The following is a 21,169-nucleotide window of genomic DNA, read 5'->3' as shown; positions in this document are numbered from 1 at the left end:
GTCGCGCCTCGACCCTGGTCCCGACCCGTGCGCCGCGCCATCCTTGCCTTCAGCGCCGGCGCGTCCTGGATCCAGCTGCAGCCGGCATTGCCCACATGGCCGGCGCTGCTGGCCTGCATTGTCGCCGCCTGCGCGGCCGCGCCCCTGCTGCGCGGCTGGCCAAGGTCGATCGGCATCGGCGTCGTGTGCGGCCTGTGCGGCGTGTGCTGGGCCGCCGCCGCCGCCCACCTGGCGCTGGCCGACGCGCTGCCGCACGCCGATGAGGGGCGCGACATCACCGTTACCGGCATCGTCGCCAGCCTGCCGCACCGCTTCGACGGCGGCGTGCGTTTCCAGTTCGACGTCGACCGGGTCGAGACGAAGGGCGCCGGCGTTCCGCCGAAGATCGTCCTGTCCTGGTATGGCGAACAGGCGAGCGACCCCACCCACATCCACCCCGGCGAGCGCTGGCGCCTGGTCGTGCGCCTGCAGCGCCCGCACGGGAACGCCAATCCCTACGGATTCGACTACGAGGCCTGGCTGCTGGAGCAGGGCGTGCGCGCCACCGGCTACGTGCGTCCGGCCGGCGCCCGGAATACGCGCCTCGACGACTGGCGCTTCGGCGTCGGCTACGCGGTCGAACGCGCACGCGGCCTGCTGCGCGCGCGGATCCTCGATACGCTGGATGGCCAACCTTACGCCGGCGTGATCGTCGCGCTGGTGATCGGCGACCAGCGCGGCATCGACCAGGACGACTGGGACGTCTTCAACCGCACCGGCATCAGTCACCTGGTCTCGATCTCGGGCCTGCACATCACGATGGTGGCCGGGCTGGCCGCCTGGGCCATGTCCTTCCTGTGGCGCCGCTCGTTCTGGACCGAGGCCCTGCTGCCGCTGCGCCTGCCGGCGCAGAAGGCGGCGGCGCTGGCCGGCGCGGTCACCGCGCTGCTGTACGTGCTGCTAGCGGGTTTCGGGGTGCCGGCCCAGCGCACCTTCTACATGCTGGCGGTGGTCGCGCTCGCGCTCTGGTGCGGGCGCATCGCCGCCGCCTCGCACGTGCTGTGCCTGGCGCTGGGCGTGGTGGTCCTGCTCGACCCCTGGGCCATGTTGTGGCCCGGGTTCTGGCTGTCGTTTGGCGCGGTCGCCGCGATCCTGTACGCCTGCAGCGGCCGCGTTGGCGTCGCCGCGCGCGGCTGGCGCGCCAGCCTGGCGCAAGGCGCGCGCACCCAGTGGGCGGTGACGGTGGGCCTGGCGCCCCTGACGCTGCTGCTGTTCGGCCAGGTGTCGCTGGTGAGCCCGATCGCCAACGCGATGGCGATTCCCGTCATCAGCCTGTTCGTCACGCCGCTGGCCCTGATCGGCAGCGTGCTGCCGGCGCCGCTGGCCGGCCTGGTGCTGGGCACGGCGCACCTGGCGATCGATCTGCTGGCGCGGCTGCTGGCCTGGCTGGCCGCGCCGTCGCTGGCCGTATGGACCGCGCCGGCGCCGTCCGGCTGGATCCTGCTGCTGGCGCTGGCCGGCACCGCGTGGATGCTGGCCCCGCGCGGCTGGCCGCGGCGCTGGACCGGACTGGCGGCGTGGACGCCCTTGCTGACCCAGCTGCCCAGCGCACCGCCGGTGGGCCAGTTCAGCGTCACCGCTTTCGATGTCGGCCAGGGCATGGCGCTGCTGGTCGAGACGCCGCGCCACCGCCTGCTGTACGACACCGGCCCGCACTACGCGCCCGGCGCCAGCGGCGCCACGCGCGTGATCCTGCCTTACCTGCGCGGACGCGGCATCGGACAGCTCGATGCGCTGGTGGTGTCGCACGGCGACCTCGATCACGTCGGCGGCGCGGCCGAACTGCTGGACGCGGTGCAGGTGGGGATGCTGACATCGTCGCTGCCGGCCAGCCACGCGCTGCTGCACGGGACGACGCCGCACCGGCGCTGCGCCGCGGGCCAGTCATGGCGTTGGGATGGCGTCGATTTCGCGATGCTCGCCCCGGAGCCGGCCAGCTACGCCAACCCGGGGCTCAAGGCCAACGCCCGCAGCTGCGTGCTGCGCATCGCCGCCGCCGGCCAGGCGATCCTGCTGGCGGGCGACATCGAGGCGGCGCAGGAAGCGGCGTTGCTCCAAGCGGACCGCGAACGGCTGCGCGCCGACGTCCTGCTGGCGCCGCACCACGGCAGCGGCACCTCGTCGACGCCCGGTTTCCTGCGCGCGGTAGCGCCGTCGATCGGCATCTTCCAGGTTGGGCACCGCAATCGCTACCGGCACCCCAAGAAAGAAATCTACGCGCGCTACGCGGCGATGGGCATCGCGCGCATGCGCACCGACCAGCGCGGCGCCATCACGCTGCGTTTCGGCGCCGGCGCGGCGATCGAGACCAGCGCCTGGCGCGACAGCAACGCCCGCTATTGGCACGGCCGCTGACCATATCGCCGGCCGCGCCGACCTTGTCGCGCTTCGGCATACGGCGGCGAGTCAGCGCGGCAGCGTCATGGTCACCCGTAAGCCGCCATCCTGACGGTTGGCCGCCACGATCTCGCCGCCGTGCGCCTGCACCACGCGGCGCGCGATGGCCAGCCCCAGTCCGTGTCCGTCGACGCCGCTGCGCGAGGCGCCGGCGCGGAAGAACGGCTCGAAGACCGCCGGCAGGTCGTCCGGCGCGATGCCCGGCCCACGGTCGCGCACCTCGACCAGCGCCGTCGCGCCCTCGGCGCGCAGCACCACCTCGACCAGGCCGCCATGCGCGCCGTGCTTGACGGCGTTGCGCACCACGTTCTCGATCGCGCTCCACAGCAGGTCGGGGTCGCCCTCGACCGGCAGCGGCGCGGCGGCATCGACCACGATGCGCGGCTGCGCGCCGCCACTGGCCTGGGCTACCTCGAAGCGGGCGTCGGCCACGATGGCGTCGACCAGCTCGGTCAGGTCGAGCGGCTCGCGCCGCACCACGCCGGATGATGCCTCCAGGCGCGACAGCGTCAGCAGCTCGCCGACCAATTTGTCCATGCGGATGCTTTCGCGCTCGATGCGCTCGAGCGAGTTGGCGACCTTGTCCGGCTGCTGGTGCGCCAGCCCGACCGCCGCCTGCAGCCGCGCCAGCGGCGAGCGCAGCTCGTGCGAGACGTCGTGCAGCAGGCGCCGCTGGCCATCCATCAGCGCGCGCAGCTGGCCGCTCATGCGGTCGAAGTCGCGTCCCAGGTCGCTCAGTTCGTCGCCGCCTTTCGGCGCCGGGCCGAAGCGCGGCGCCAGGTCGCCGGCGGCGGCGGCCTCGAAGGCGCTGCGCAGGGCGCGGATCGGGCGCGAGAAATACCAGGCCAGCAGCGCCGCGAACAGCAGGCTGGCCAGCACCGCGGCGACGATCCCGGCGATCTGGCCGATGCGGCGCCCGAAGCCCGGGTCCATGCCCGGCATCAGGCCCGGACCCGGTCCCGGCCCGCCCTGACGGCGGCCGCGCGCGCCTTCCGGGCGGCCGTAGGTGCGCGACACGAATGCCACGTACCGGGCGCCATCGGGCCCGGTCAGGCGCCGCGCCGCGCCTTCGTCGCCACCATCGGCGTCGGCCAGGATCCGTTCGGCCTGGGCCAACAGTTCGGGGCGCACGCTGCGGCCCAGCAGGTCGCGCCGCGCGGCGTCGAGCACCCAGATCTGCGGGCGCCGCACTTCGCCCAGCATCTCGCGCAGGGCAGGCAGGCCGCCGTGGCGTAGCGTCGCCGAGGCGGCGTCGAGCGCGATCGCGGCCGGCGGGCCGCTGTCGAGGATGGCGGCGGGGCGCTGGCGCGCCTGGTCGCGCAGCCAGAACGCACCGCCGATGCCGATCGTGGCCGCCACCTGGGCCAGCAGGATCGACAGGAAGAATTTCCAGAACAAGCGTCCCATACTAAAGGCCGGTCCTCATTCCCGGATCAGCTGGTAGCCCTGGCGGTAGATCGTCTGCAGGCACGAGCGGCCGTCCGACAAGGGCCCCAGTTTGTGGCGCAGGCTGCTCAGGTGGACGTCGATGTTGCGGTCGAAGCGCGCCAGCGGCCGGCCCAGTCCCTGTTCCGACAGTTCGTTCTTGCTGACCGGGCGTCCGGCGTTGCGCGCCAGGACTTCGAGCAGGTTGAATTCGGTGCTGGTCAGGTCGAGCGGCTTGCCGTCCCACGTGGCGCGGCGCTGCTCCGGGATCATGGTCAGCTTGCCGACCGTGAGCGTCACGCCCGGACCGCTGTCCCGGGCGGCGTGGGTGCGGCGCAGGATGGCGCGCACGCGCGCGGTCAGTTCGCGCGGGGTGCAGGGCTTGGGGACGTAGTCGTCGGCCCCCAGCTCAAGGCCCAGGATGCGGTCGGCGTCGTCGCCGCGCGCGGTCAGCATCAGGACCGGGATGCGGCTGGCGGCGCGGATCTGGCGCAGCGCCTCGATGCCGCTCATGCCCGGCATCATGACGTCGAGGATGGCGATGGCGTGGCGGCCGGTGAGCGCTTCGCGCACGCCGTCCTCGCCGTTGTGCACGACCGTGACCTGGAAGCCTTCCTGTTCCAGGTATTCGGCGAACATGCCGACCAGTTCGACGTCGTCGTCGATGAGTAATACGTGAGTCATGGCGACAGGATAGCAAACCGCGGCGCCCCGGTCCGCTCCGTCGTGGCGGGTTTTACGCCAATTTACGCCGCTTGGCCGCGCTTTACATCGGCGCGCAACAGAATGGACGCCGTCGAAACACTGGAGGACACCATGACCTTGTATCCCATCCGCGGCGCCGTTGCCGCGATTCTTGCAGCTTGCCTGCTTGCCCCCGCCGTCCAGGCGCAACCGATGCCGCCCGGCGACCCCGAATCGTTCGGTCGCGGCCCCGGTGTGGCCCCGTTCCTGCGTGATCTCGACCTGAGCGAAGCGCAGCAGGACCGCGTGTTCGCGATCCTGCACGAGCAGGCGCCCAAGCGGCGCGAACTCGAAAAGACCGAGCGCAAGGCGCACGATGCGCTGCACGCCATGTCCGATAGCGCGCAACTCGACGGCGCTGCGGCGCGCACCCAGGCGCAGGCGCTGGGCCAGGCGATCGCCGCCCAGGAACTGCTGCACCTGCGCACCGAGGCCCAGCTGATGGCGCTGCTGACCCCCGAACAGCGCGCCCAGCTGCGCGAAGGAGCGGAAGGCCGTCCGCCGCGTGGCGGCGGCAAGGAGCGCCGCGAACGCCGGCAAGACAAGGACGAGGGGACGCGCCAGTGAACCCGTCCATCGAAGGAGACCACATGCACGACCATGACCTTGGCCTGGGCGCCGACCTCGAACGCATGCTGGCGCAGCCGGCCAGCCGGCGCCAGTCGCTGCGCTGGCTGCTGGCCGGCGCCGTTGCCGGACCTGGCCTGCTGCCGCTGGCCGGCTGCGGCGGCAGCAGCGACGGCAGCTACGGCATCTCGACCTCCACCAGCACCACCGGATCGGGCAGCACCGGCAGCACCAGCGCCTCGTGCGCGGTGATCCCCGAAGAAACCGGCGGCCCGTATCCGGGCGACGGCACCAACCGCAACGCCAACGGCGTGGCCAACGCGCTGGTCCTGTCGGGCATCGTGAGAAGCGACATCCGCGCCAGCATCGCCGGCGCCAGCGGCGTCGCGGCCGGTGTGCCGCTGACGATTCGCCTGCAGCTGGTGAACGTGGCGGGCGGCTGCACGCTGGCGCCGGGCGCCGCGCTGTACCTGTGGCATTGCACGCGCGAAGGCGGCTATTCGATGTACTCGAACGGCATCGTGGGCGAGAACTACCTGCGCGGCGTGCAGGAAGCCGACAGCGAGGGCTGGGTGACCTTCACCACCATCTTCCCGGGCTGCTACGACGGGCGCATGCCGCACGTGCACTTCGAGGTGTATCCGAGCCTGGCCAAGGCCGGCAGCGCCGCCAACCGGGTCAAGACCTCGCAGTTCACGTTCCCGCTGGCGACCCTGAACGAGGCCTACACCGCCAGCGGCTACGGCAGCAGCGTGAGCAACCTGTCGCGCATCAGCTACGCCAACGACAACGTCTTCAGCGACGGCACGTCGCTGCAGATGGCAAGCGTGACCGGCAATGCGACGCAGGGCTATGTCGCGACTTTGGTAGTAGGCGTTTCACTCTAATGCCGGTTCGCGGGACGGTGGCAGCCATTACAATGGCCCGACGCATTTTGCCACCGTCCCGCATCCATGACCCAGAACGCATCCAAGCCGCTGCTGCACTTCGCCCACGGTAACAGCTACCCGGCCGGCACCTACGGCCGCCTGCTGGCGGCGCTCGGCGAACACTACGAGGTGCGCACGCTCGACATGCACGGCCACGATCCGCGCTATCCGGTCGGCGACGGCTGGGAGACCCTGGTCGACGAACTGGTGGCGCATCTGGAGGGTTATGGACAACCCGCGATCCTGGTCGGCCACTCGCTGGGCGGCATGCTGTGCGCGATGGCGGCGGCGCGCCGCCCCGACCTGGCGCGCTGCGTGGTGATGCTCGATTCGCCGGTGGTGGCCGGCTGGCGCGCGCTGGTGTGGCGCCTGGCCAAGCGCTTCGGCTACGGCGAGCGCCTGTCGCCGGCGCGTTTCTCGCACAGGCGGCGCTTCCTGTGGCCGAGCCGCGAGGCTGCCTACAGCCACTTCATGGCCAAACCGATCTTCCAGGCCTGGGCCCCGGGCGCGCTGGACGACTATCTCGAGCACGGCCTGGCGCCGCACGAGCAGGGCGTGACGCTGCGCTTCACGCGCGAGGTCGAGACCGCGATCTACGCCACGCTGCCGCACCGCATGGGAGGGGTGCTGAAGCAGCCGTTCCCGGTGCCGGTCGGCTTCATCGCCGGCACGGACTCGGAAGAGCTGCGCCAGGCCACGCTGGGACCGACGCGCAAGCTGGTAGGCGAGAACCTGGTCATGATTGAGGGCAGCCACCTGTACCCGCTCGAGAAACCCGACGAGACGGCGCGCTTGGCGCACGCGATGATCGGCAAGCTGCTGGCAACCGGCTAATCTGGCGCGGGAACAGCGACTTCGCGTAAAATCGCGGGATTTTCATCCCTGCCTGGAAACCGACAATGACTATCAAGAGCGACAAATGGATCCGCCGCATGGCGGAGAGCACCGGCATGATCGAGCCGTTCGAGCCGGGCCAGGTGCGCGAGCAGGACGGTCGCCGCATCATTTCGTTCGGCACCTCCTCGTACGGCTACGACATCCGCTGCGCCGACGAATTCAAGGTCTTCACCAACATCAACAGCACCATCGTCGACCCCAAGAACTTCGATTCGAACTCCTTCGTCGACGTCAAGAGCGACGTCTGCATCATCCCGCCGAACTCGTTCGCGCTGGCGCGCACCATCGAATACTTCCGCATCCCGCGCAACGTGCTGACCGTCTGCCTCGGCAAGTCGACCTACGCGCGCTGCGGCATCATCGTCAACGTGACGCCGTTCGAGCCGGAGTGGGAAGGCTACGTGACGCTGGAGTTCTCGAACACCACGCCGCTGCCGGCCAAGATCTACGCGGGCGAAGGCTGCGCGCAGGTGCTGTTCTTCGAGAGCGACGAAGTGTGCGAGACCTCGTACAAGGACCGCGGCGGCAAATACCAGGGCCAGCATGGCGTGACGCTGCCGAAGACCTGAGTCCTGCAAACGGTCGTTTCGATAACGGCCGCAAAAACAAAAGGCCCGGATCGCTCCGGGCCTTTTTTACATCAAGCGAACGACGATCACGCCTCGTCCTGCTTCACGCAGTCGACGAAGTAACCGCGCTTGCCATCGACCTCGCGCTTGACCAGCCCGTGCACGTCGGTCTCGAAGCCCGGGAAGCGCTCGTTGAAGTCACGCGCAAAGCGCAGGTAGTCCACGATCGTGCGGTTGAAGCGCTCGCCCGGGATCAGGAGCGGAATGCCCGGCGGGTAAGGCGTCAGCAGGATCGCCGTGATGCGGCCTTCCAGCTCGTCGATCGCCACGCGCTCGATCTTGCGGTGCGCCATGTTGGCGAAGGCGTCCGACGGCTTCATGGCCGGGATCATGTCCGACAGGTACATCTCGGTGGTCAGGCGCGCCACGTCGCGCTCGGCGTAGAAACGGTGGATCTCGGTGCACAGGTCGCGCAGGCCGCGGGTTTCATAGCGCGGGTTGGCGGCGGCGAACTGCGGCATCACGCGCCACATCGGCATGTTGCGGTCGTAGTCGTCCTTGAACTGCTGCAGGGCGGTGACCAGGGTGTTCCAGCGGCCCTTGGTGATGCCGATGGTGAACATGATGAAGAACGAGTACAGGCCGCACTTCTCGATGATCACGCCGTGTTCGGCCAGGTACTTGGTCACGATCGAGGCCGGGATGCCGGTTTCGCCGAACTGGCCCGACAGGTCCAGGCCCGGGGTCACGATGGTGGCCTTGATCGGGTCGAGCATGTTGAAGCCCGGCGCGAGCTTGCCGAAGCCGTGCCAGTTCTCTTCGGCGCGGATCATCCAGTCGTCCTGGGTGCCGATGCCTTCTTCCGAAAACTTGTCCGGTCCCCAGACCTGGAACCACCAGTCGTCGCCGTAGTCGGCGTCGACCTTCTTCATGGCGCGCCGGAAGTCCAGCGCTTCCAGGATCGACTCCTCGACCAGGGCGGTACCGCCCGGCGCTTCCATCATCGCGGCGGCGACGTCGCACGAAGCGATGATCGAGTACTGCGGCGAGGTCGAGGTGTGCATCAGGTAGGCCTCGTTGAAGGCGTCCTGGTCCAGCTTGACCGATTCCGATTCGCGCACCAGCACCTGCGATGCCTGCGAGAGGCCGGCCAGCAGCTTGTGGGTCGACTGGGTCGAGAAGATCATCGACTCCTTGGCGCGCGGGCGGTCCTGGCCGATCGCGTGCATGTTCTTGTAGAAGTCGTGGAAGGTCGCGTGCGGCAGCCAGGCTTCGTCGAAGTGCAGGGTGTCGATCTTCCCGTCCAGCATTTCGCGCAGGGTCTCGACGTTGTACACCACGCCGTCGTAGGTCGACTGGGTGATGGTCAGGATGCGCGGCTTCTTGTTCACCGCGTCGCGCGCGAACGGATTGGCTTCGATCTTGCGCGCGATCGATTCGGGCGTGAACTCTTCCAGCGGGATCGGGCCGATGATGCCGAGGTGATTCCGGGTCGGCATCAGGAACACGGGGATCGCGCCGCACATGATGATCGAGTGCAGGATCGACTTGTGGCAGTTACGGTCGACCACCACGATGTCGCCCGGGGCGACGGTCGAGTGCCAGACCATCTTGTTCGAGGTCGAGGTGCCGTTGGTGACGAAGTAGCAGTGGTCGGCGCTGTAGATGCGCGCGGCGTTGCGTTCGGACTTGGCGACCGGGCCGGTGTGGTCGAGCAGCTGGCCAAGTTCCTCGACCGCGTTGCAGACGTCGGCGCGCAGCATGTTCTCGCCGAAGAACTGGTGGAACATCTGGCCGATCGGCGACTTCAGGAAAGCGACGCCGCCCGAATGGCCCGGGCAGTGCCACGAGTACGAACCGTCGTAGGCGTAGTTGACCAGCGCGCGGAAGAACGGCGGCGCCAGGCTGTCCAGGTAGGCCTTGGCTTCGCGGATGATGTGGCGCGCCACGAATTCCGGGGTGTCCTCGAACATGTGGATGAAGCCGTGCAGCTCCTTCAGGATGTCGTTCGGGATGTGCCGGCTGGTGCGGGTCTCGCCGTAGATGTAGATCGGGATGTCGGCGTTCTTGTGGCGGATCTCCTTCACGAACGCGCGCAGGTTGAGCAGCGCGAAGTCGGTCTCTTCGAGCGAACCGCCGCCGAATTCCTCGTCGTCGATCGACAGGACGAAAGCGGACGCGCGCGACTGCTGCTGGGCGAACTGGGACAGGTCGCCATAGCTGGTCACACCGACGACCTCCATGCCTTCCTGTTCCATCGCGGCAGCCAGCGCGCGAATGCCGAGACCGGAGGTGTTCTCCGAGCGGAAGTCCTCGTCAATGATGACGATGGGGAAACGAAATTTCATCGACAGCTCCAATGCGAAGCGCCGTGTCGGCGGCCGGCCGGCGCCGGTCCGGCCGGCACTGGCCCGGCCGCCGCACGGCACCGGGTAAAAATGAGAAGCGGATTTTCGCAGAAATCGCGGACTCCGGTGCAATTATTTTGCCAGCTTAGCCACAGAACGCGATCGGCGGCGCACTTTAGCTCGATGCGGCCGCGCCGGCGTCCTTGCGCACGTAGGTGACGAAGGCGTAAGCGAAGCCCTGCGCCGCATCCTGATGGCTTTCACGTGCGGTTTCGACCCATACGGCCGGGTCGATCGGCGGGAAGAACGTATCGCATTCGAAGACGTGGGCGATGTGGGTGACGATCATGCTGTCGGCCAGCGCCATCGCCTCATGGAAGACCTGGGCGCCGCCGATGATGCTGGCCGGCTCGCCGCCGAGCAGGTCGATCGCGGCGTCCAGCGACGCCGCGCTGTCCACGCCCTCGTGCGACCACCCGGCGTTGCGGGTGACGACGATGTTGCGGCGCTTCGGCAGCGGGCGTCCGATCGAGTCGAAGGTCTTGCGGCCCATGATCACCGGCTTGCCGAGCGTGACGCGCTTGAAGTGCGCCAGGTCTTCGGGCAGGTGCCACGGCAGCTGGTTGTCGATGCCGATGCCGTTCTGCGCATCGACGGCGACGACCAGGGTAAGTTGTGCGATCTGCGTGGACATGCCGGACTCCGTATCAATGAAAGCAGCGCATGGTGGCCGTTCACCGTCCCGGTGTCAAGCCGGGACGGTGGCGCATGACGCTCAGGCGTTGCAGCGCGCGACGCCGTTGTCGACCGTGACGCAGGCGGCGGCGCGGCCGGTCGCGAGGGCGCTGACGATGCGTGCTTCGGCGTCGGCCGTGGTGCGGGCGATGCCGAACAGCCGGCATACGGCGCGCGCCAGGCTGTCGAGCGCCGTGCCGCCTTGCTGCGACAGGATGTAGACGGCGGCATTGCCCAGTTCTTCCAGGCTGATGTCGTCGATCGCACGACGCGATTCCGGCTCGTCCGACGGGACCCGGAAGCCATCCCACAGCGTCGGGTCGACGTCACGCGGCCAATAGATGCTCATGCCGTCCGTGCCGACACGCGCCGGGTAGGGCGCGAGGCGGCTCAAAAGCGCTTCGGTGCGGCGCGTCATGCGCGTCAGGCCCCAGGCCCGGGACACGCGGCGGAACAGCAGCTCCTGCATGACCGGCCCTTCGAGCTGGATCGTGTTGACCAGCTGGGCGCGCAGCGTGGCCAGCGCGGCGCGCTCGTGGAACTGGTCCGGGTCGCCACGCTCGAGCGGCGTGACGCGGTAGGTAGGTAGGCTCGATGGCTGAGCCGGTGCGGGCGGTTCTTCGGCCGGAGTCGCGGCAGGCGCCGGCTCGGGCTCGACGATCTGCTCGACCGGCGCCTGCTCCTGTTCCTGTTCCTGCTCCAACGGCAGGCTGGCCAGGTGGTCAAGGCGCGCCAGCAGGCGCCGCGCCGGCGCGTCCGGATCGAGCCACCAGTCGGTCGACCAGATCCGGTGCAGCTCCCAGCCCAGGCCCTCCAGCACATGCTGGCGCAGGCGGTCGCGGTCGCGCGCGGTGGCGCCGGAATGGTAGCTGGCGCCGTCGCATTCGACGCCGAGCAGATAGCGGCCCGGCGCGCGCGGGTCGACCACGCCGATGTCGATGCGGTAGCCCGACACGCCGACCTGCGGGTGCGCCTCCCAGCCGCTCTGGCGCAGCAGCTGGATGACTTGCGCCTCGAACGGGCTGTCCGGCTCGCGCCCGGTCGGCACGCTCTGCTCGAGCAGCGCGCGCGGCCCGCGGATCGCGAATTCCAGGTAGTGCTTCAGGTCGCGCACGCCGCTGGCGCGCACGCGCGACAGGTCGATCTGTTCCGGCAGCAGGGTGCTGAAGATGACCACGTTCTGGCGCGCGCGCGAGATCGCCACGTTCAGGCGGCGGTGGCCGCCGTCGAGATTGAGCGGTCCGAAGTTCAGGCTTACCTTGCCGGCCGCATCGGGGCCGTAGGTGATCGAGAAGTAGATCACGTCGCGTTCGTCGCCTTGCACGTTCTCCAGGTTCTTGATGAACAGCGGTTCCTGCGTGGCCTGGGCCAGCGCCGCGTCCAGCTGCGGCACGGCGCGCCGCCGCTCGTCCAGCATGCGTTCGATCAGGCTTTGCTGCGCCTGGTTGAAGGTGACGACGCCGATGCTGCGCCTGCGCTGGACCAGATCGAGGTAATGCGATTCGACTGCGCGCACGATCGCCTCGGCCTCGGCGCGGTTCGAGCGCGAACCGCCGCGGTCGTACACGCCCTGCACGCGCTGGAAGCGCACGCCGGTGTCTTCGGTGAACGGCGACGGGAACGTGATCAGGGCGTTCTCGTAATAGGTCGCGTTGCTGAAGGCGATCAGGCTTTCGTGGCGGCTGCGGTAGTGCCACTGCAGCGTGAGCTTGGGCAGGCCGATGCTCAGGGCTTCGTCGAGGATGCTTTCCAGGTCTTGCAGATCGCCGCCTTCCCCGTCGCCATCGTCGCTGTCGCCACGGTTGAAGAAGCTGGTCGGCGGCAGCTGTTTGGTGTCGCCGACGCACACCAGCTGGCGCCCGCGCGCGATCGCGCCGACCGCATCCCACACCGGGATCTGCGAGGCTTCGTCGAAGATCACCACGTCGAACTGGGCGTGATTCGCGTCCAGATACTGGGCCACCGACAGCGGCGACATCAACAGGCAGGGTTTGAGCTTCGGCATCAGCGTCGGCAGGTTCTGCACCAGCTGGCGGATCGGCATGTGGCGCTTCTGCTTCTGCAGCTCGCGCCGCAGCTTGCCCATTTCGGAATCGGCGCTCGGCGCCAGGCCGCCGCTGGCCGGCACCTGGGCCGCCAGCCGGGCCGCCACGTACTGTTCGGTGAGCTTCTGGAACCGCGCGTCGGCGGCGCGGAACTCGTCGATCTTGCGTTCATGGTCGGCGCTGGAGAAGGTGCGCAGCACCGGCTCGGCGCCGATCACTTCGCGCAGCCACCAGGTGCGGTAGCTGAATTCGAAGTATTCGGCGACCTGCGCCAGTGGCGCGCGGCCGGCTTCCAGCGCATCGACGATGCCGTTCAAGCCTTGTTCGCTGGCGTGCTGGCGCGCGCCTTGCCACAGGCACCAGGGCTGCAACTGGCGCGCGTGCATGCGCCAGCCCTGCAGCGTCGCCTGCAGGCGTGCCAGGAAGCCGGCGACGCCCATCGTTCCAGCCGCGAGGGAATCGCTGGCGGCCAGACGTTCGACCGCATCCCTGCGTTCTTCGAACGTGCGCCAGGCGTTGCGGTAGGCCAGCATCACGCTGGCCGCGGCCATGCCCGGCTTGAGCTGCGCGCGCCGCTCGGCCACCATGGGCGCCAGACGCGCCTGCAATGCAACCAGCAATTCGACGTCGGCGCCGGCCAGGCGTTGCACGGCATCGGCGAAGCGGCCGGCCCACAGGCCGGCGTCGTCGACCGCGCTCCAGTCGGTGCCGTGGCCGCTGAAATCATCCTGCAGCAGTTCGCGCGCCTCGCCCGCCATGCGGTCGAGGGCACGGTCTTCGGTATTGACCACCGCCAGCGCATCCAGCACGCCCGGCACGGCGTCTGGCGCGACCGCGGCGCCGTCAGCCCGGCAAGCGCGCAGTCGCGCCGTGAATGCGCGCTGGGCGAACCATTTCTTGGGCCACCAGGCCTGCTGCGCTGCCGCCCATTCCTGGCGCAGGGCGCCAGCGTCCAGCGATGCGAAGTCGTCGCGGTAAGCGCCGCCGAGTGTGTTCCATGCGGCGGCGCGCGCTGCGCCGTGGCGCGCCAGCGTGGCCAGGCGCGCGCGGGCCGCCTCATCGTGGGCGGCGCGGGCGACGCCGGCCGGCATGCGCGGCGCCGCCAGCAGGATGTCCGCCAGTTCGTCCAGGATCGCCAGATCCGCGTGCGACAAGCTGCCGTGGTCGAGGTCGAGCAGGCTGAAATACCGGGCCGCGGCGTCCTGCAGCTGCGCGGTCGAGGTTTCCAGCGCAGCAGCGGCTTGCAGCAGTTGCTGTTCCCACGCCGGGGTCCAGTTGCGCCAGCCGATGGCAGCCAACGGATGGCCGGCCAGAAGGTCGAGCCGTCCGGCCAGGGTCGCCATGCGGCGGCAGGTTTCGCGCAGGTGCTCGAGTTCAGCGCGGGTGTGCGCGTCGTGGCGACCGAAGGCCATCGTGGCCGGCTGCCAGTCGCGGTGCGCGACCGTGGCGCCGATCGCCTCGTACACGGTGAGATCGTTGTCGTAGATGCGGTGCAGGGCGGACGCCACGCCGTTCAGGTCCTGGCGCAATGCCCACAGCCGCTCGGCCTCGCGCTCCCATTCGCGCACGCCGCGCTCGCCGGCCGCGTCGAGCGCAGTGCCGAGCTGCTTGAGCACGTCGGCCTTGCGCGCCTTGGACGAATGCAGCTCCAGGCAGAACGCGCCCAGGCCGATGCCGGACAGGCGCCGGTGCACCACCTCCAGCGCGGCCATCTTTTCGGACACGAACAGCACGCTGCGGCCGGTCGCCAGCAGGTGCGTGATCAGGTTGGTGATGGTCTGGCTCTTGCCGGTGCCGGGCGGGCCTTCGATCACCAGGTTCTTGCCGCCGCTGGCGGCGCAGATCGCGCGCAACTGCGACGAGTCGGACAGCATCGGCGCGAACAGTTCCTGCGGTCGGAAAGTGTCGTCCAGCGTGCGCGGCTCGAAGCCGATGCCCTCGCTGGCGAAGGCCTGGCCGGGATTGTTGATCAGGTGCGCCACCACGTCGTTCTGCATCAGCTGCTGCTGGCGGTCCTGCAGGTCCTTCCACATCAGGTATTTGGTGAACGAGAAGATGCCCAGTTCCACGGTGTCCCGGACTTCCCATCCGGCGATGTCGCCCACGTGCAGGCGGAAGGTCTGCAGGATGAGGCCGACGTCGAGGCCCTTGTCGTCCACCGGCAGCACGTCGAACGACGGCAGCCTGAGGCTGAAGTCCTGGGCCAGCTTTTGCAGCAGCGTCGGATTGACCAGGGCGTCATCGTCGTGCCGGGTCAGGCGAAAACCGCTGCGCACCGACTGGCGCGTGAGCGTGACCGGCACCAGCAGGATCGGCGCCAGCAGCATGGTCTCGGCGCTCGGTTCCTCTTTCCATTGCAGGAAGCCGAACGCCAGGTACAGGGTGTTGGCGCCTCCTTCTTCCAGGCCGGTCGAGGCAGTGCGGAAGATGTCGAGCAGGCGCGCGTCGAGCGCCTCCTCGGCGACGTCGGCGATGATCTCGCCGCGCTTCAGTGCATCGAACGCCAGCGCGTCGAGCGGATGGACGGCATTGCGCGCGGTGTAGGTGGCTGCGTCGCGCGCATCGAGTGTCACTGCGCCAGTCATCAGTTGCGGGGCGGCGCGCAGCTTGAAGTCCTTGCCCTCGGCCAGTGCGTCCTCGAACATCGCCAGGTCCGGGCATAGCACGCGCAGCGTGGTCTTGGACGGCTTGAAGTTGAGGAGGCGGTTGCGCAGCGTGAGGTCGAGCAGGCGGCTCTTCCACTTGGCCAGGCGTCCTTCGGGCGTGTCGGGCGTGCCGGCGTCGCGGCTGGGCAGGGCGGCCGGGTCGAGCGGCGGCAGCGCCGGCATCTCCTCGACTTTTGGTGCGAGCGTGTCGAGTTCGGGCAGGGCGACGGTGCCCGGCGCGGCGCGCGAGGGCAGCGGGCGCACCTGCAGTTCGCGCGCGCGGCGGATGTCGATCGCGCACACGAAGGCGGCGGCATCGGCCAGGTGGGCGTCGCCGGCGGCGCAGGCCGCGCGCAGGCTGACGTGCCGGGCCTGGGTCGCCATGGTGGTTTCGAATACCAGGAATTCGCCCGAAGCGACGCGCTTCCTCACCGCCTGCACGTCGTCGACGCAGCCGGTCGGGAACGATTGCTCGACCAGCCACACGCCAACCCAGGCGTGGCCTTCCTTGAACAGCACCACCGGGTGCAGGCCGCTTTGCTCGAGACAGGATGCGAACAGCATGGCCAGGTCGAGGCAGGTGGCGATGCGTCCATCGAGGATGCGTTCCGGGGTGCGGATCTTCTGGCCGTTGCCGAACGACGCCGGCGGGTTCGAATAGTGCAGCTCTTCGCCCGCGACCGTGCTGTAGATGCTGGAGACCTGCTTCCACACGTGCTCGCGGTTGCGGGTCTGGTAGCCGCTCAGCGCGAGGCCGGGCGCCTGCTGGTCAATTCCGCGCAGCAGGTTGGAGGCCTTGGCCAGCAGGCGGTCGACCACCGGCGAATTGGGCATGCAGAAGGCGGCCAGCAGTTCGGGCAGGGCGCGCATGCCCGGCCACTGGTCGTAGGCCAGCACCTCGATCGGGCGCGTGGCGCTGCCGACGATGACGCCGTCGACGCGCGCGGTCGCCTGCAAATTCGCATGCTCTGCCTCGTCGAGCCCGGACAGGTAGCCATGGTCGGCTTTCAGGTCGACCGGCGAGATGGTGCGCGTCTCGCCCGCCTCGATGCGCTCGAAGCGGATCCGTTCGCCGGTGGCAAACGCCGGAGTGCAGTCGAGGGTCAGTTCGACATCCAGGAGCGCGGTCGCCCCGGTGTTGACGAGGGCGACGGTGCGCATGACGGGCAGGTTGTTCTGGATCGCGGCGTAGCCGGTGGTCGGGTCGGCCTCGATCGTCAGCGTCAGCTGCCGCGGCGACGCCTGCGGCAATGGGTCCGCCGCCTCGGGTTGCGAGGGTTGCGCGAGCGGGTCCGGGGTCATGTCGGTGTCCTGAAAAAACAATGACCCGCAAGCGGGCCGATAGGAATGGGGAAGAAGATGTGGGGTGTGGTCATGCTGTCATCAGCATACCAAAGATCGGCCCGTTTGCGCAGGACGAATGGAGCGCGAGCCCGTGTTCAAGCGGGACAGCGTGTATGCGTCCCGCTTGGTGCCATCTGCGTCAGACTGCGACCGGCGCCTTGATGCCCGGATGCGGGTCGTAGCCTTCGATCTCGAAGTCCTCGAAGCGGTAGTCGAACAGCGAATCGGGCTTGCGCTTGAGGACGAGGCGTGGCAGTTCGCGCGTGTCGCGCGACAGCTGCAGGTCGACCTGTTCCATGTGGTTCGAATACAGGTGGCAGTCGCCGCCGGTCCAGACGAAGTCGCCGACTTCCAGGCCCGCCTGCTGCGCCATCATGTGGGTCAGGATCGCGTACGAGGCGATGTTGAACGGCACGCCGAGGAAGATATCGGCGCTGCGCTGGTATAGCTGGCACGACAGCTTGCCGTCGGCAACGTAGAACTGGAACAGCGCATGGCACGGCGGCAGCTTCATGGACGGCACGTCGGCCACGTTCCAGGCGGAGACGATCATGCGGCGCGAATCGGGCGTGTTGCGGATCTGGTCCAGCACCTGGCTGATCTGGTCGATGTGATCGCCGTTCGGCGCCGGCCAGTTGCGCCACTGGTAGCCGTAGATCGGGCCCAGATTGCCCTCGGCGTCGGCCCACTCGTCCCAGATGGAGACGCCGTTTTCCTTCAGATAGGCGATGTTGGTCGAGCCCTGCAGGAACCAGATCAGTTCATGGATGATCGACTTCAGATGCACCTTCTTGGTGGTCAGGAGCGGAAAGCCCTGCTGCAGGTCGAATCGCATCTGGTAGCCGAACACCGAGCGGGTGCCGGTGCCGGTGCGGTCGGTCTTGACGGCGCCATGCTCTTTTACATGGCGCATGAATTCGAGATATTGGCGCATTGCGGTAAGTGGATGAAACTGATGTGAAACAGCGCGCCATTTTATCATTGTCGATCAGTCACCGAGCAGGAGCTGCACGAACAGGCGCAGCGCCTCGCGCAGGATGTCGTCGGACATCGCCACCAGGTTCTCGCCGACGTAGATCTCGACCACGCTGGATTGCGGCAGCGCGCCGTGCACGGCGCGGTTGAACATCCAGATGCCGTGCTCGCGCGCCAGCGTGTCGCGCACCGCCAGCGCGCGTTCGCGGCTCACCGGCAGGTGCAGGTGCAGCATGTTGGCCTGTGGCGCGGCCGGGTTGACGCGCAGTTGCGGATGCGCGCGCAGCGCGTCATACAGGAATTCGGTGCGGCGGAAGTAGTCCGGCATGGCCGCGATGCGCCCGTCGAACTGCATGGCGGCGGCCACTACGTAGGGCGATCGATGGATCACGTTGCCGCCCTGGCGCCGGAACCATTCCGCGCCGCGTGCGACAAAGTCATGGCTACCCGCCAGCATGGCGCCGCCCAGGCCGCCGATGCCTTTGTACAGCGAAACGTAGACCGAATCGAAGCCGGCCGCGATCTCGGAAACCGGACGGCCGTAGCCGGCGGCGGCCTCCCACAGGCGCGCGCCGTCCATGTGCAGGTGGGCGCCGCGCGCGCGGCAGTGTTCCTTGATCGCTTCCAGTTCTTCCCAGGTCGAGAGCTGCCCGCCGATCTCGCGCATCGGAATTTCGAGGCCGACGGCGCCGAGGCGGTCCGGGATGGCGGCCAGGTCGGCAATCGTCCACGGGCGATGACGGTCACCCGTCGGCAGCGCCTGGAAGTGGTCGAGCAGCTGGTGGTTGCCGCGTTCGTGCACGAAGATGTGCGAGGTCGGGTGCAGTGCGACCAGCCGGCTGCGGCGGTCGTCGCAGGCCAGGCGCAGGGCAGTGACCTGGGTCATGGTGCCGCTGATGCAGAATACGGCGGCTTCGAAGCCGAGCAACTGCGCGACCTTCGCTTCGAAGGCCTGGATCAGGGCGCCGTTGCCGTAGACGTCGTGGTCGACGTCGTGCTGCTCGCACCAATTGGCCATGGCGGCAAACATCTCGGCCGGTCGGCGTGGGCGATGGCCGGGGAAGATCGTGTGGCAGCGGCGCTGCAGGTCGGGGTCGGACAAAATGCGCTCCTGAGTGTGAGGTGGTTACTCTACACTGGGGAGCCGGGGAGGGAAAGGTGGAGGGGTAATGCAGCTTTCGTGCAGCCGCCGGCGTTGGCAGAGCAACGCCGGCGGCCGCATATCAAGCAATCAACCCTGCGTCAACGCGGGACGACGCTTGGCTTCCAGCGCCGCAGGTGCGCCTTCGCCATGATCGGCGATCCGGAACTGACGCACCGAGCGCGCCAGCGAATCGGCCTGCTCGTGCATCGCCTGCGCCGCCGCGCTGGCTTCTTCCACCAGCGCCGCGTTCTGCTGCGTGGTGGTGTCCATCTCGACCACCGCGCGGTTGACTTCCTCGATGCCCTGGGTCTGCTCCTGGCTGGCGGCGCTGATGTCGGCCATGATGTCGGTCACGCGCTGCACGCTGGCCAGCACTTCCTGCATCGTGGTCCCGGCTTCGCTCACCAGGCGGCTGCCGGCGTCGACTTCGCCGTTCGAGGCTTCGATCAGGGCCTTGATTTCCTTGGCCGCCGCGGCGCAGCGCTGCGCCAGGCTGCGCACTTCGTTGGCGACCACCGCGAAGCCGCGGCCCTGTTCACCGGCACGCGCGGCTTCGANTCGATCAGGGCCTTGATTTCCTTGGCCGCCGCGGCGCAGCGCTGCGCCAGGCTGCGCACTTCGTTGGCGACCACCGCGAAGCCGCGGCCCTGTTCACCGGCACGCGCGGCTTCGACCGCGGCGTTCAGCGCCAGGATGTTGGTCTGGAAGGCGATGCCGTCGATGACGCCGGTGATGTCCGAGATCTTGCGCGACGCCTGCGTGATCGAGTCCATGCGCGTGACCACCTGCGACACCGTGTCGCCGCCTTTCTGGGCCACGTTCGAGGCGCTGCGTGCCAGTTCGTTGGCCTGGCGCGCGTTGTCGGCGTTCTGGCGCACGGTGGTGGTCAGCTGGTCCATCGACGAGGCGGTGGTGGCCAGGCTCGCGGCCTGCTCTTCGGTGCGCTGGCACAGGTCCAGGTTGCCGGTCGAGATTTCCTGCGAGGCGTTGGCGATCTGCTCGGCGCCGTTGCGCACCTGGCCGACCACGCCCGACAGGCGCGCGCCGATGGTGTTGATGGCGGCGGTCAGCTGGCCGATCTCGTCGCCGCGGCGGGTGGCCACTTGCGCGGTCAGGTCGCCATCGGCGATGCGCATCGCCACGCCCTGGACTTCGGCCAGCGGACGGGTGACGGTGGCGCGCACCAGGAAGTACAGGACGGACGCCAGCACGGCCAGGGCCAGCAGGCCGAGCACGATGAAGCGGTTGCGCAGCGCCGATGCGGCGGCGGTGATTTCTTCGTTGTAGGTGCCGCCGGCGATGACCCAGTTCCAGTCCTTCATGTGGGCGTAGGCGGCGAACTTGCGGCGCTCCACGCTCTCGCCCGGGTTCTTCCAGTCATAGCTGACGGTGCCGTTCTTCTTTTCCAGCATCTTCTTGATGAAGAAATGGCCGTCGGCCGATTTGCTCTCGAGGATGTTGTCGCCTTCCTTGACCGGGTGCACCAGCAGCTCGCCATAGGTCTTGCCCGGCACTGCGGACAGCACGAAGAAGTAGCCGGTATCGCCGATCTTCACCGAGCGGATGCGTTCCTTGAGGTAGGCGATGTCCCTGGTGATGTCGACGCCCACGTACAGCGCGCCGACCACCTTGCCGCCGGCGCCGCGCACCGGCTCGTACTGGGTGATGAACTGCTTGCCGAACAGCGTGGCCAGGCCGACATAGGTACGGCCTTCGCGCAGGGCGGCGTAGGCGGGCGAGGTCTTGTCGAGGGCGGTGCCGATGGCGCGTTCGCCGTTTTCCTTCTTGACCGAGGTGGTCACGCGCACGAAGTCGTCGCCGGCCGCGGCGAAGACGGTAGCGTTGCCGCCGGTGCGTTCAGTGAATGCGTCGGGGGCACTGAAGTCCAGGTTCAGGGCTTTGCCGCCCACGCTCAGGGTTGGCACCTGGCGCCCGCCGACATCGACGGTTGCCGCTTCATCCAACGCGAATTCGCCCGTCAGGCCGGCGCGGAAAATACGCCCAAAACTCACCGCCTGGCTGTTCACTGTCTTGTTGAACAGCTCGACCGTATTGACGACGCCGTTCAATTCGCTGCTCACGCTCTGCATCGCACGTTGCTCGAGCATGCTGGACGTCGACATCGTGATGGTGGCGATCAGGATGGCAATGATCGCACCCGCAAGTGCGAACGTGACTGCGCTGATCCGCGTGCCGACACCCCAGTTGGCTGGGTGAAGTTTGTTATTGGTCATGTAAGGTTTGAGTGAGGGAGGAGATATAACCTCGAATCATACCTTGCAAACTTTTCGACAAGCAATAATTAGTGATTTTTGGTACGTGTTTAGGCACTTGGCGCAACACTCTGTACGTACTCGTACGATTGC

The 21,169-nt window shown here is 68.3% G+C and carries 13 protein-coding genes and 1 pseudogene; 5 read left to right on the top strand and 9 right to left on the bottom strand.

Annotation, left to right across the window (positions count from 1 at the left end; all coding sequences use genetic code 11):
- Nucleotides 1–27: 27 nt before the first annotated feature.
- Nucleotides 28–2,394: a DNA internalization-related competence protein ComEC/Rec2 gene (locus QPK27_RS22975; RefSeq protein WP_290420496.1), complete on the top strand. Its 2,367-nt coding sequence runs from the start codon at nucleotides 28–30 to the stop codon at nucleotides 2,392–2,394.
- A gap of 51 nt (nucleotides 2,395–2,445) precedes the next feature.
- On the opposite strand, the gene QPK27_RS22970 is transcribed toward QPK27_RS22975, so the two are convergent.
- Together QPK27_RS22970 and QPK27_RS22965 are read right to left on the bottom strand one after the other, a co-directional pair.
- Nucleotides 2,446–3,843 (bottom strand): ATP-binding protein, encoded by a 1,398-nt coding sequence (locus tag QPK27_RS22970; RefSeq protein ID WP_290420495.1) that lies wholly within the window; start codon nucleotides 3,841–3,843, stop codon nucleotides 2,446–2,448.
- Nucleotides 3,844–3,858: 15 nt separating this feature from the next.
- On the bottom strand, nucleotides 3,859–4,545 hold the full coding sequence (locus tag QPK27_RS22965) for a response regulator transcription factor (protein WP_290420494.1): 687 nt from the start codon (nucleotides 4,543–4,545) through the stop codon (nucleotides 3,859–3,861).
- A gap of 132 nt (nucleotides 4,546–4,677) precedes the next feature.
- Between QPK27_RS22965 and QPK27_RS22960 the strand changes: the two genes are divergently transcribed.
- From QPK27_RS22960 to dcd, 4 genes are all read left to right on the top strand, one after another.
- A complete protein-coding gene (locus QPK27_RS22960; protein WP_290420493.1) occupies nucleotides 4,678–5,172 on the top strand; it encodes a Spy/CpxP family protein refolding chaperone in 495 nt (164 codons plus the stop codon).
- Nucleotides 5,173–5,195: 23 nt separating this feature from the next.
- Complete coding sequence (locus QPK27_RS22955; protein WP_290420492.1) at nucleotides 5,196–6,059, top strand: intradiol ring-cleavage dioxygenase; 864 nt, start codon at nucleotides 5,196–5,198, stop codon at nucleotides 6,057–6,059.
- A gap of 66 nt (nucleotides 6,060–6,125) precedes the next feature.
- A complete protein-coding gene (locus QPK27_RS22950; protein WP_290420491.1) occupies nucleotides 6,126–6,935 on the top strand; it encodes an alpha/beta fold hydrolase in 810 nt (269 codons plus the stop codon).
- A gap of 65 nt (nucleotides 6,936–7,000) precedes the next feature.
- Nucleotides 7,001–7,567: a dCTP deaminase gene (gene dcd, locus QPK27_RS22945; protein WP_290420490.1), complete on the top strand. Its 567-nt coding sequence runs from the start codon at nucleotides 7,001–7,003 to the stop codon at nucleotides 7,565–7,567.
- An 86-nt stretch (nucleotides 7,568–7,653) separates the two neighbouring features.
- Here dcd and QPK27_RS22940 read toward each other — a convergent pair whose 3' ends face one another.
- The 7 genes and pseudogenes from QPK27_RS22940 to QPK27_RS22910 all read right to left on the bottom strand — a co-directional run bounded on the left by QPK27_RS22940 (nucleotide 7,654) and on the right by QPK27_RS22910 (nucleotide 21,037).
- Nucleotides 7,654–9,915 carry an arginine/lysine/ornithine decarboxylase gene (locus QPK27_RS22940; protein WP_290420489.1) on the bottom strand — a complete coding sequence of 754 codons (2,262 nt, stop codon included), beginning with the start codon at nucleotides 9,913–9,915 and terminating at the stop codon, nucleotides 7,654–7,656.
- Nucleotides 9,916–10,090: 175 nt separating this feature from the next.
- Nucleotides 10,091–10,609, bottom strand: a complete 519-nt coding sequence (locus QPK27_RS22935) for a dihydrofolate reductase (protein WP_290420488.1) — start codon at nucleotides 10,607–10,609, stop codon at nucleotides 10,091–10,093.
- An 81-nt stretch (nucleotides 10,610–10,690) separates the two neighbouring features.
- Nucleotides 10,691–16,642 (bottom strand): DUF3320 domain-containing protein, encoded by a 5,952-nt coding sequence (locus QPK27_RS22930; RefSeq protein WP_290420487.1) that lies wholly within the window; start codon nucleotides 16,640–16,642, stop codon nucleotides 10,691–10,693.
- Between the two features lie 181 nt (nucleotides 16,643–16,823).
- On the bottom strand, nucleotides 16,824–17,618 hold the full coding sequence (gene thyA, locus QPK27_RS22925; protein WP_290420486.1) for a thymidylate synthase: 795 nt from the start codon (nucleotides 17,616–17,618) through the stop codon (nucleotides 16,824–16,826).
- A 54-nt stretch (nucleotides 17,619–17,672) separates the two neighbouring features.
- Complete coding sequence (locus QPK27_RS22920) at nucleotides 17,673–18,761, bottom strand: low specificity L-threonine aldolase (protein WP_290420485.1); 1,089 nt, start codon at nucleotides 18,759–18,761, stop codon at nucleotides 17,673–17,675.
- A gap of 129 nt (nucleotides 18,762–18,890) precedes the next feature.
- Nucleotides 18,891–19,358, bottom strand: a pseudogene (locus tag QPK27_RS22915) (methyl-accepting chemotaxis protein); the annotation flags it as partial.
- Entirely contained in the window at nucleotides 19,250–21,037 is a 1,788-nt protein-coding gene (locus QPK27_RS22910) for a methyl-accepting chemotaxis protein (protein WP_290420484.1), read from the bottom strand. The gene QPK27_RS22910 and the pseudogene QPK27_RS22915, both read right to left, overlap by 109 nt.
- Nucleotides 21,038–21,169 lie beyond the last annotated feature (132 nt).

Origin of the sequence: Massilia sp. YIM B02443, from assembly GCF_030411955.1 — a bacterium.
In the GTDB taxonomy this organism is placed as follows: Bacteria; Pseudomonadota; Gammaproteobacteria; order Burkholderiales; family Burkholderiaceae_D; genus Telluria.
The sequence above is the reverse complement of the archived record's forward strand: the minus strand, read 5'-3'. Positions and strand labels throughout refer to the sequence as shown.

Bases quoted from the DNA above. Each gene is read 5' to 3' on its own strand.
- thyA (WP_290420486.1), bottom strand. From the start codon at position 17,618: ATGCGCCAATATCTCGAATTCATGCGCCATGTAAAAGAGCATGGCGCC.
- QPK27_RS22955 (WP_290420492.1), top strand. From the start codon at position 5,196: ATGCACGACCATGACCTTGGCCTGGGCGCCGACCTCGAACGCATGCTG.
- QPK27_RS22965 (WP_290420494.1), bottom strand. From the start codon at position 4,545: ATGACTCACGTATTACTCATCGACGACGACGTCGAACTGGTCGGCATG.
- QPK27_RS22935 (WP_290420488.1), bottom strand. From the start codon at position 10,609: ATGTCCACGCAGATCGCACAACTTACCCTGGTCGTCGCCGTCGATGCG.
- QPK27_RS22970 (WP_290420495.1), bottom strand. From the start codon at position 3,843: ATGGGACGCTTGTTCTGGAAATTCTTCCTGTCGATCCTGCTGGCCCAG.
- QPK27_RS22960 (WP_290420493.1), top strand. From the start codon at position 4,678: ATGACCTTGTATCCCATCCGCGGCGCCGTTGCCGCGATTCTTGCAGCT.
- QPK27_RS22950 (WP_290420491.1), top strand. From the start codon at position 6,126: ATGACCCAGAACGCATCCAAGCCGCTGCTGCACTTCGCCCACGGTAAC.
- dcd (WP_290420490.1), top strand. From the start codon at position 7,001: ATGACTATCAAGAGCGACAAATGGATCCGCCGCATGGCGGAGAGCACC.
- QPK27_RS22940 (WP_290420489.1), bottom strand. From the start codon at position 9,915: ATGAAATTTCGTTTCCCCATCGTCATCATTGACGAGGACTTCCGCTCG.
- QPK27_RS22930 (WP_290420487.1), bottom strand. From the start codon at position 16,642: ATGACCCCGGACCCGCTCGCGCAACCCTCGCAACCCGAGGCGGCGGAC.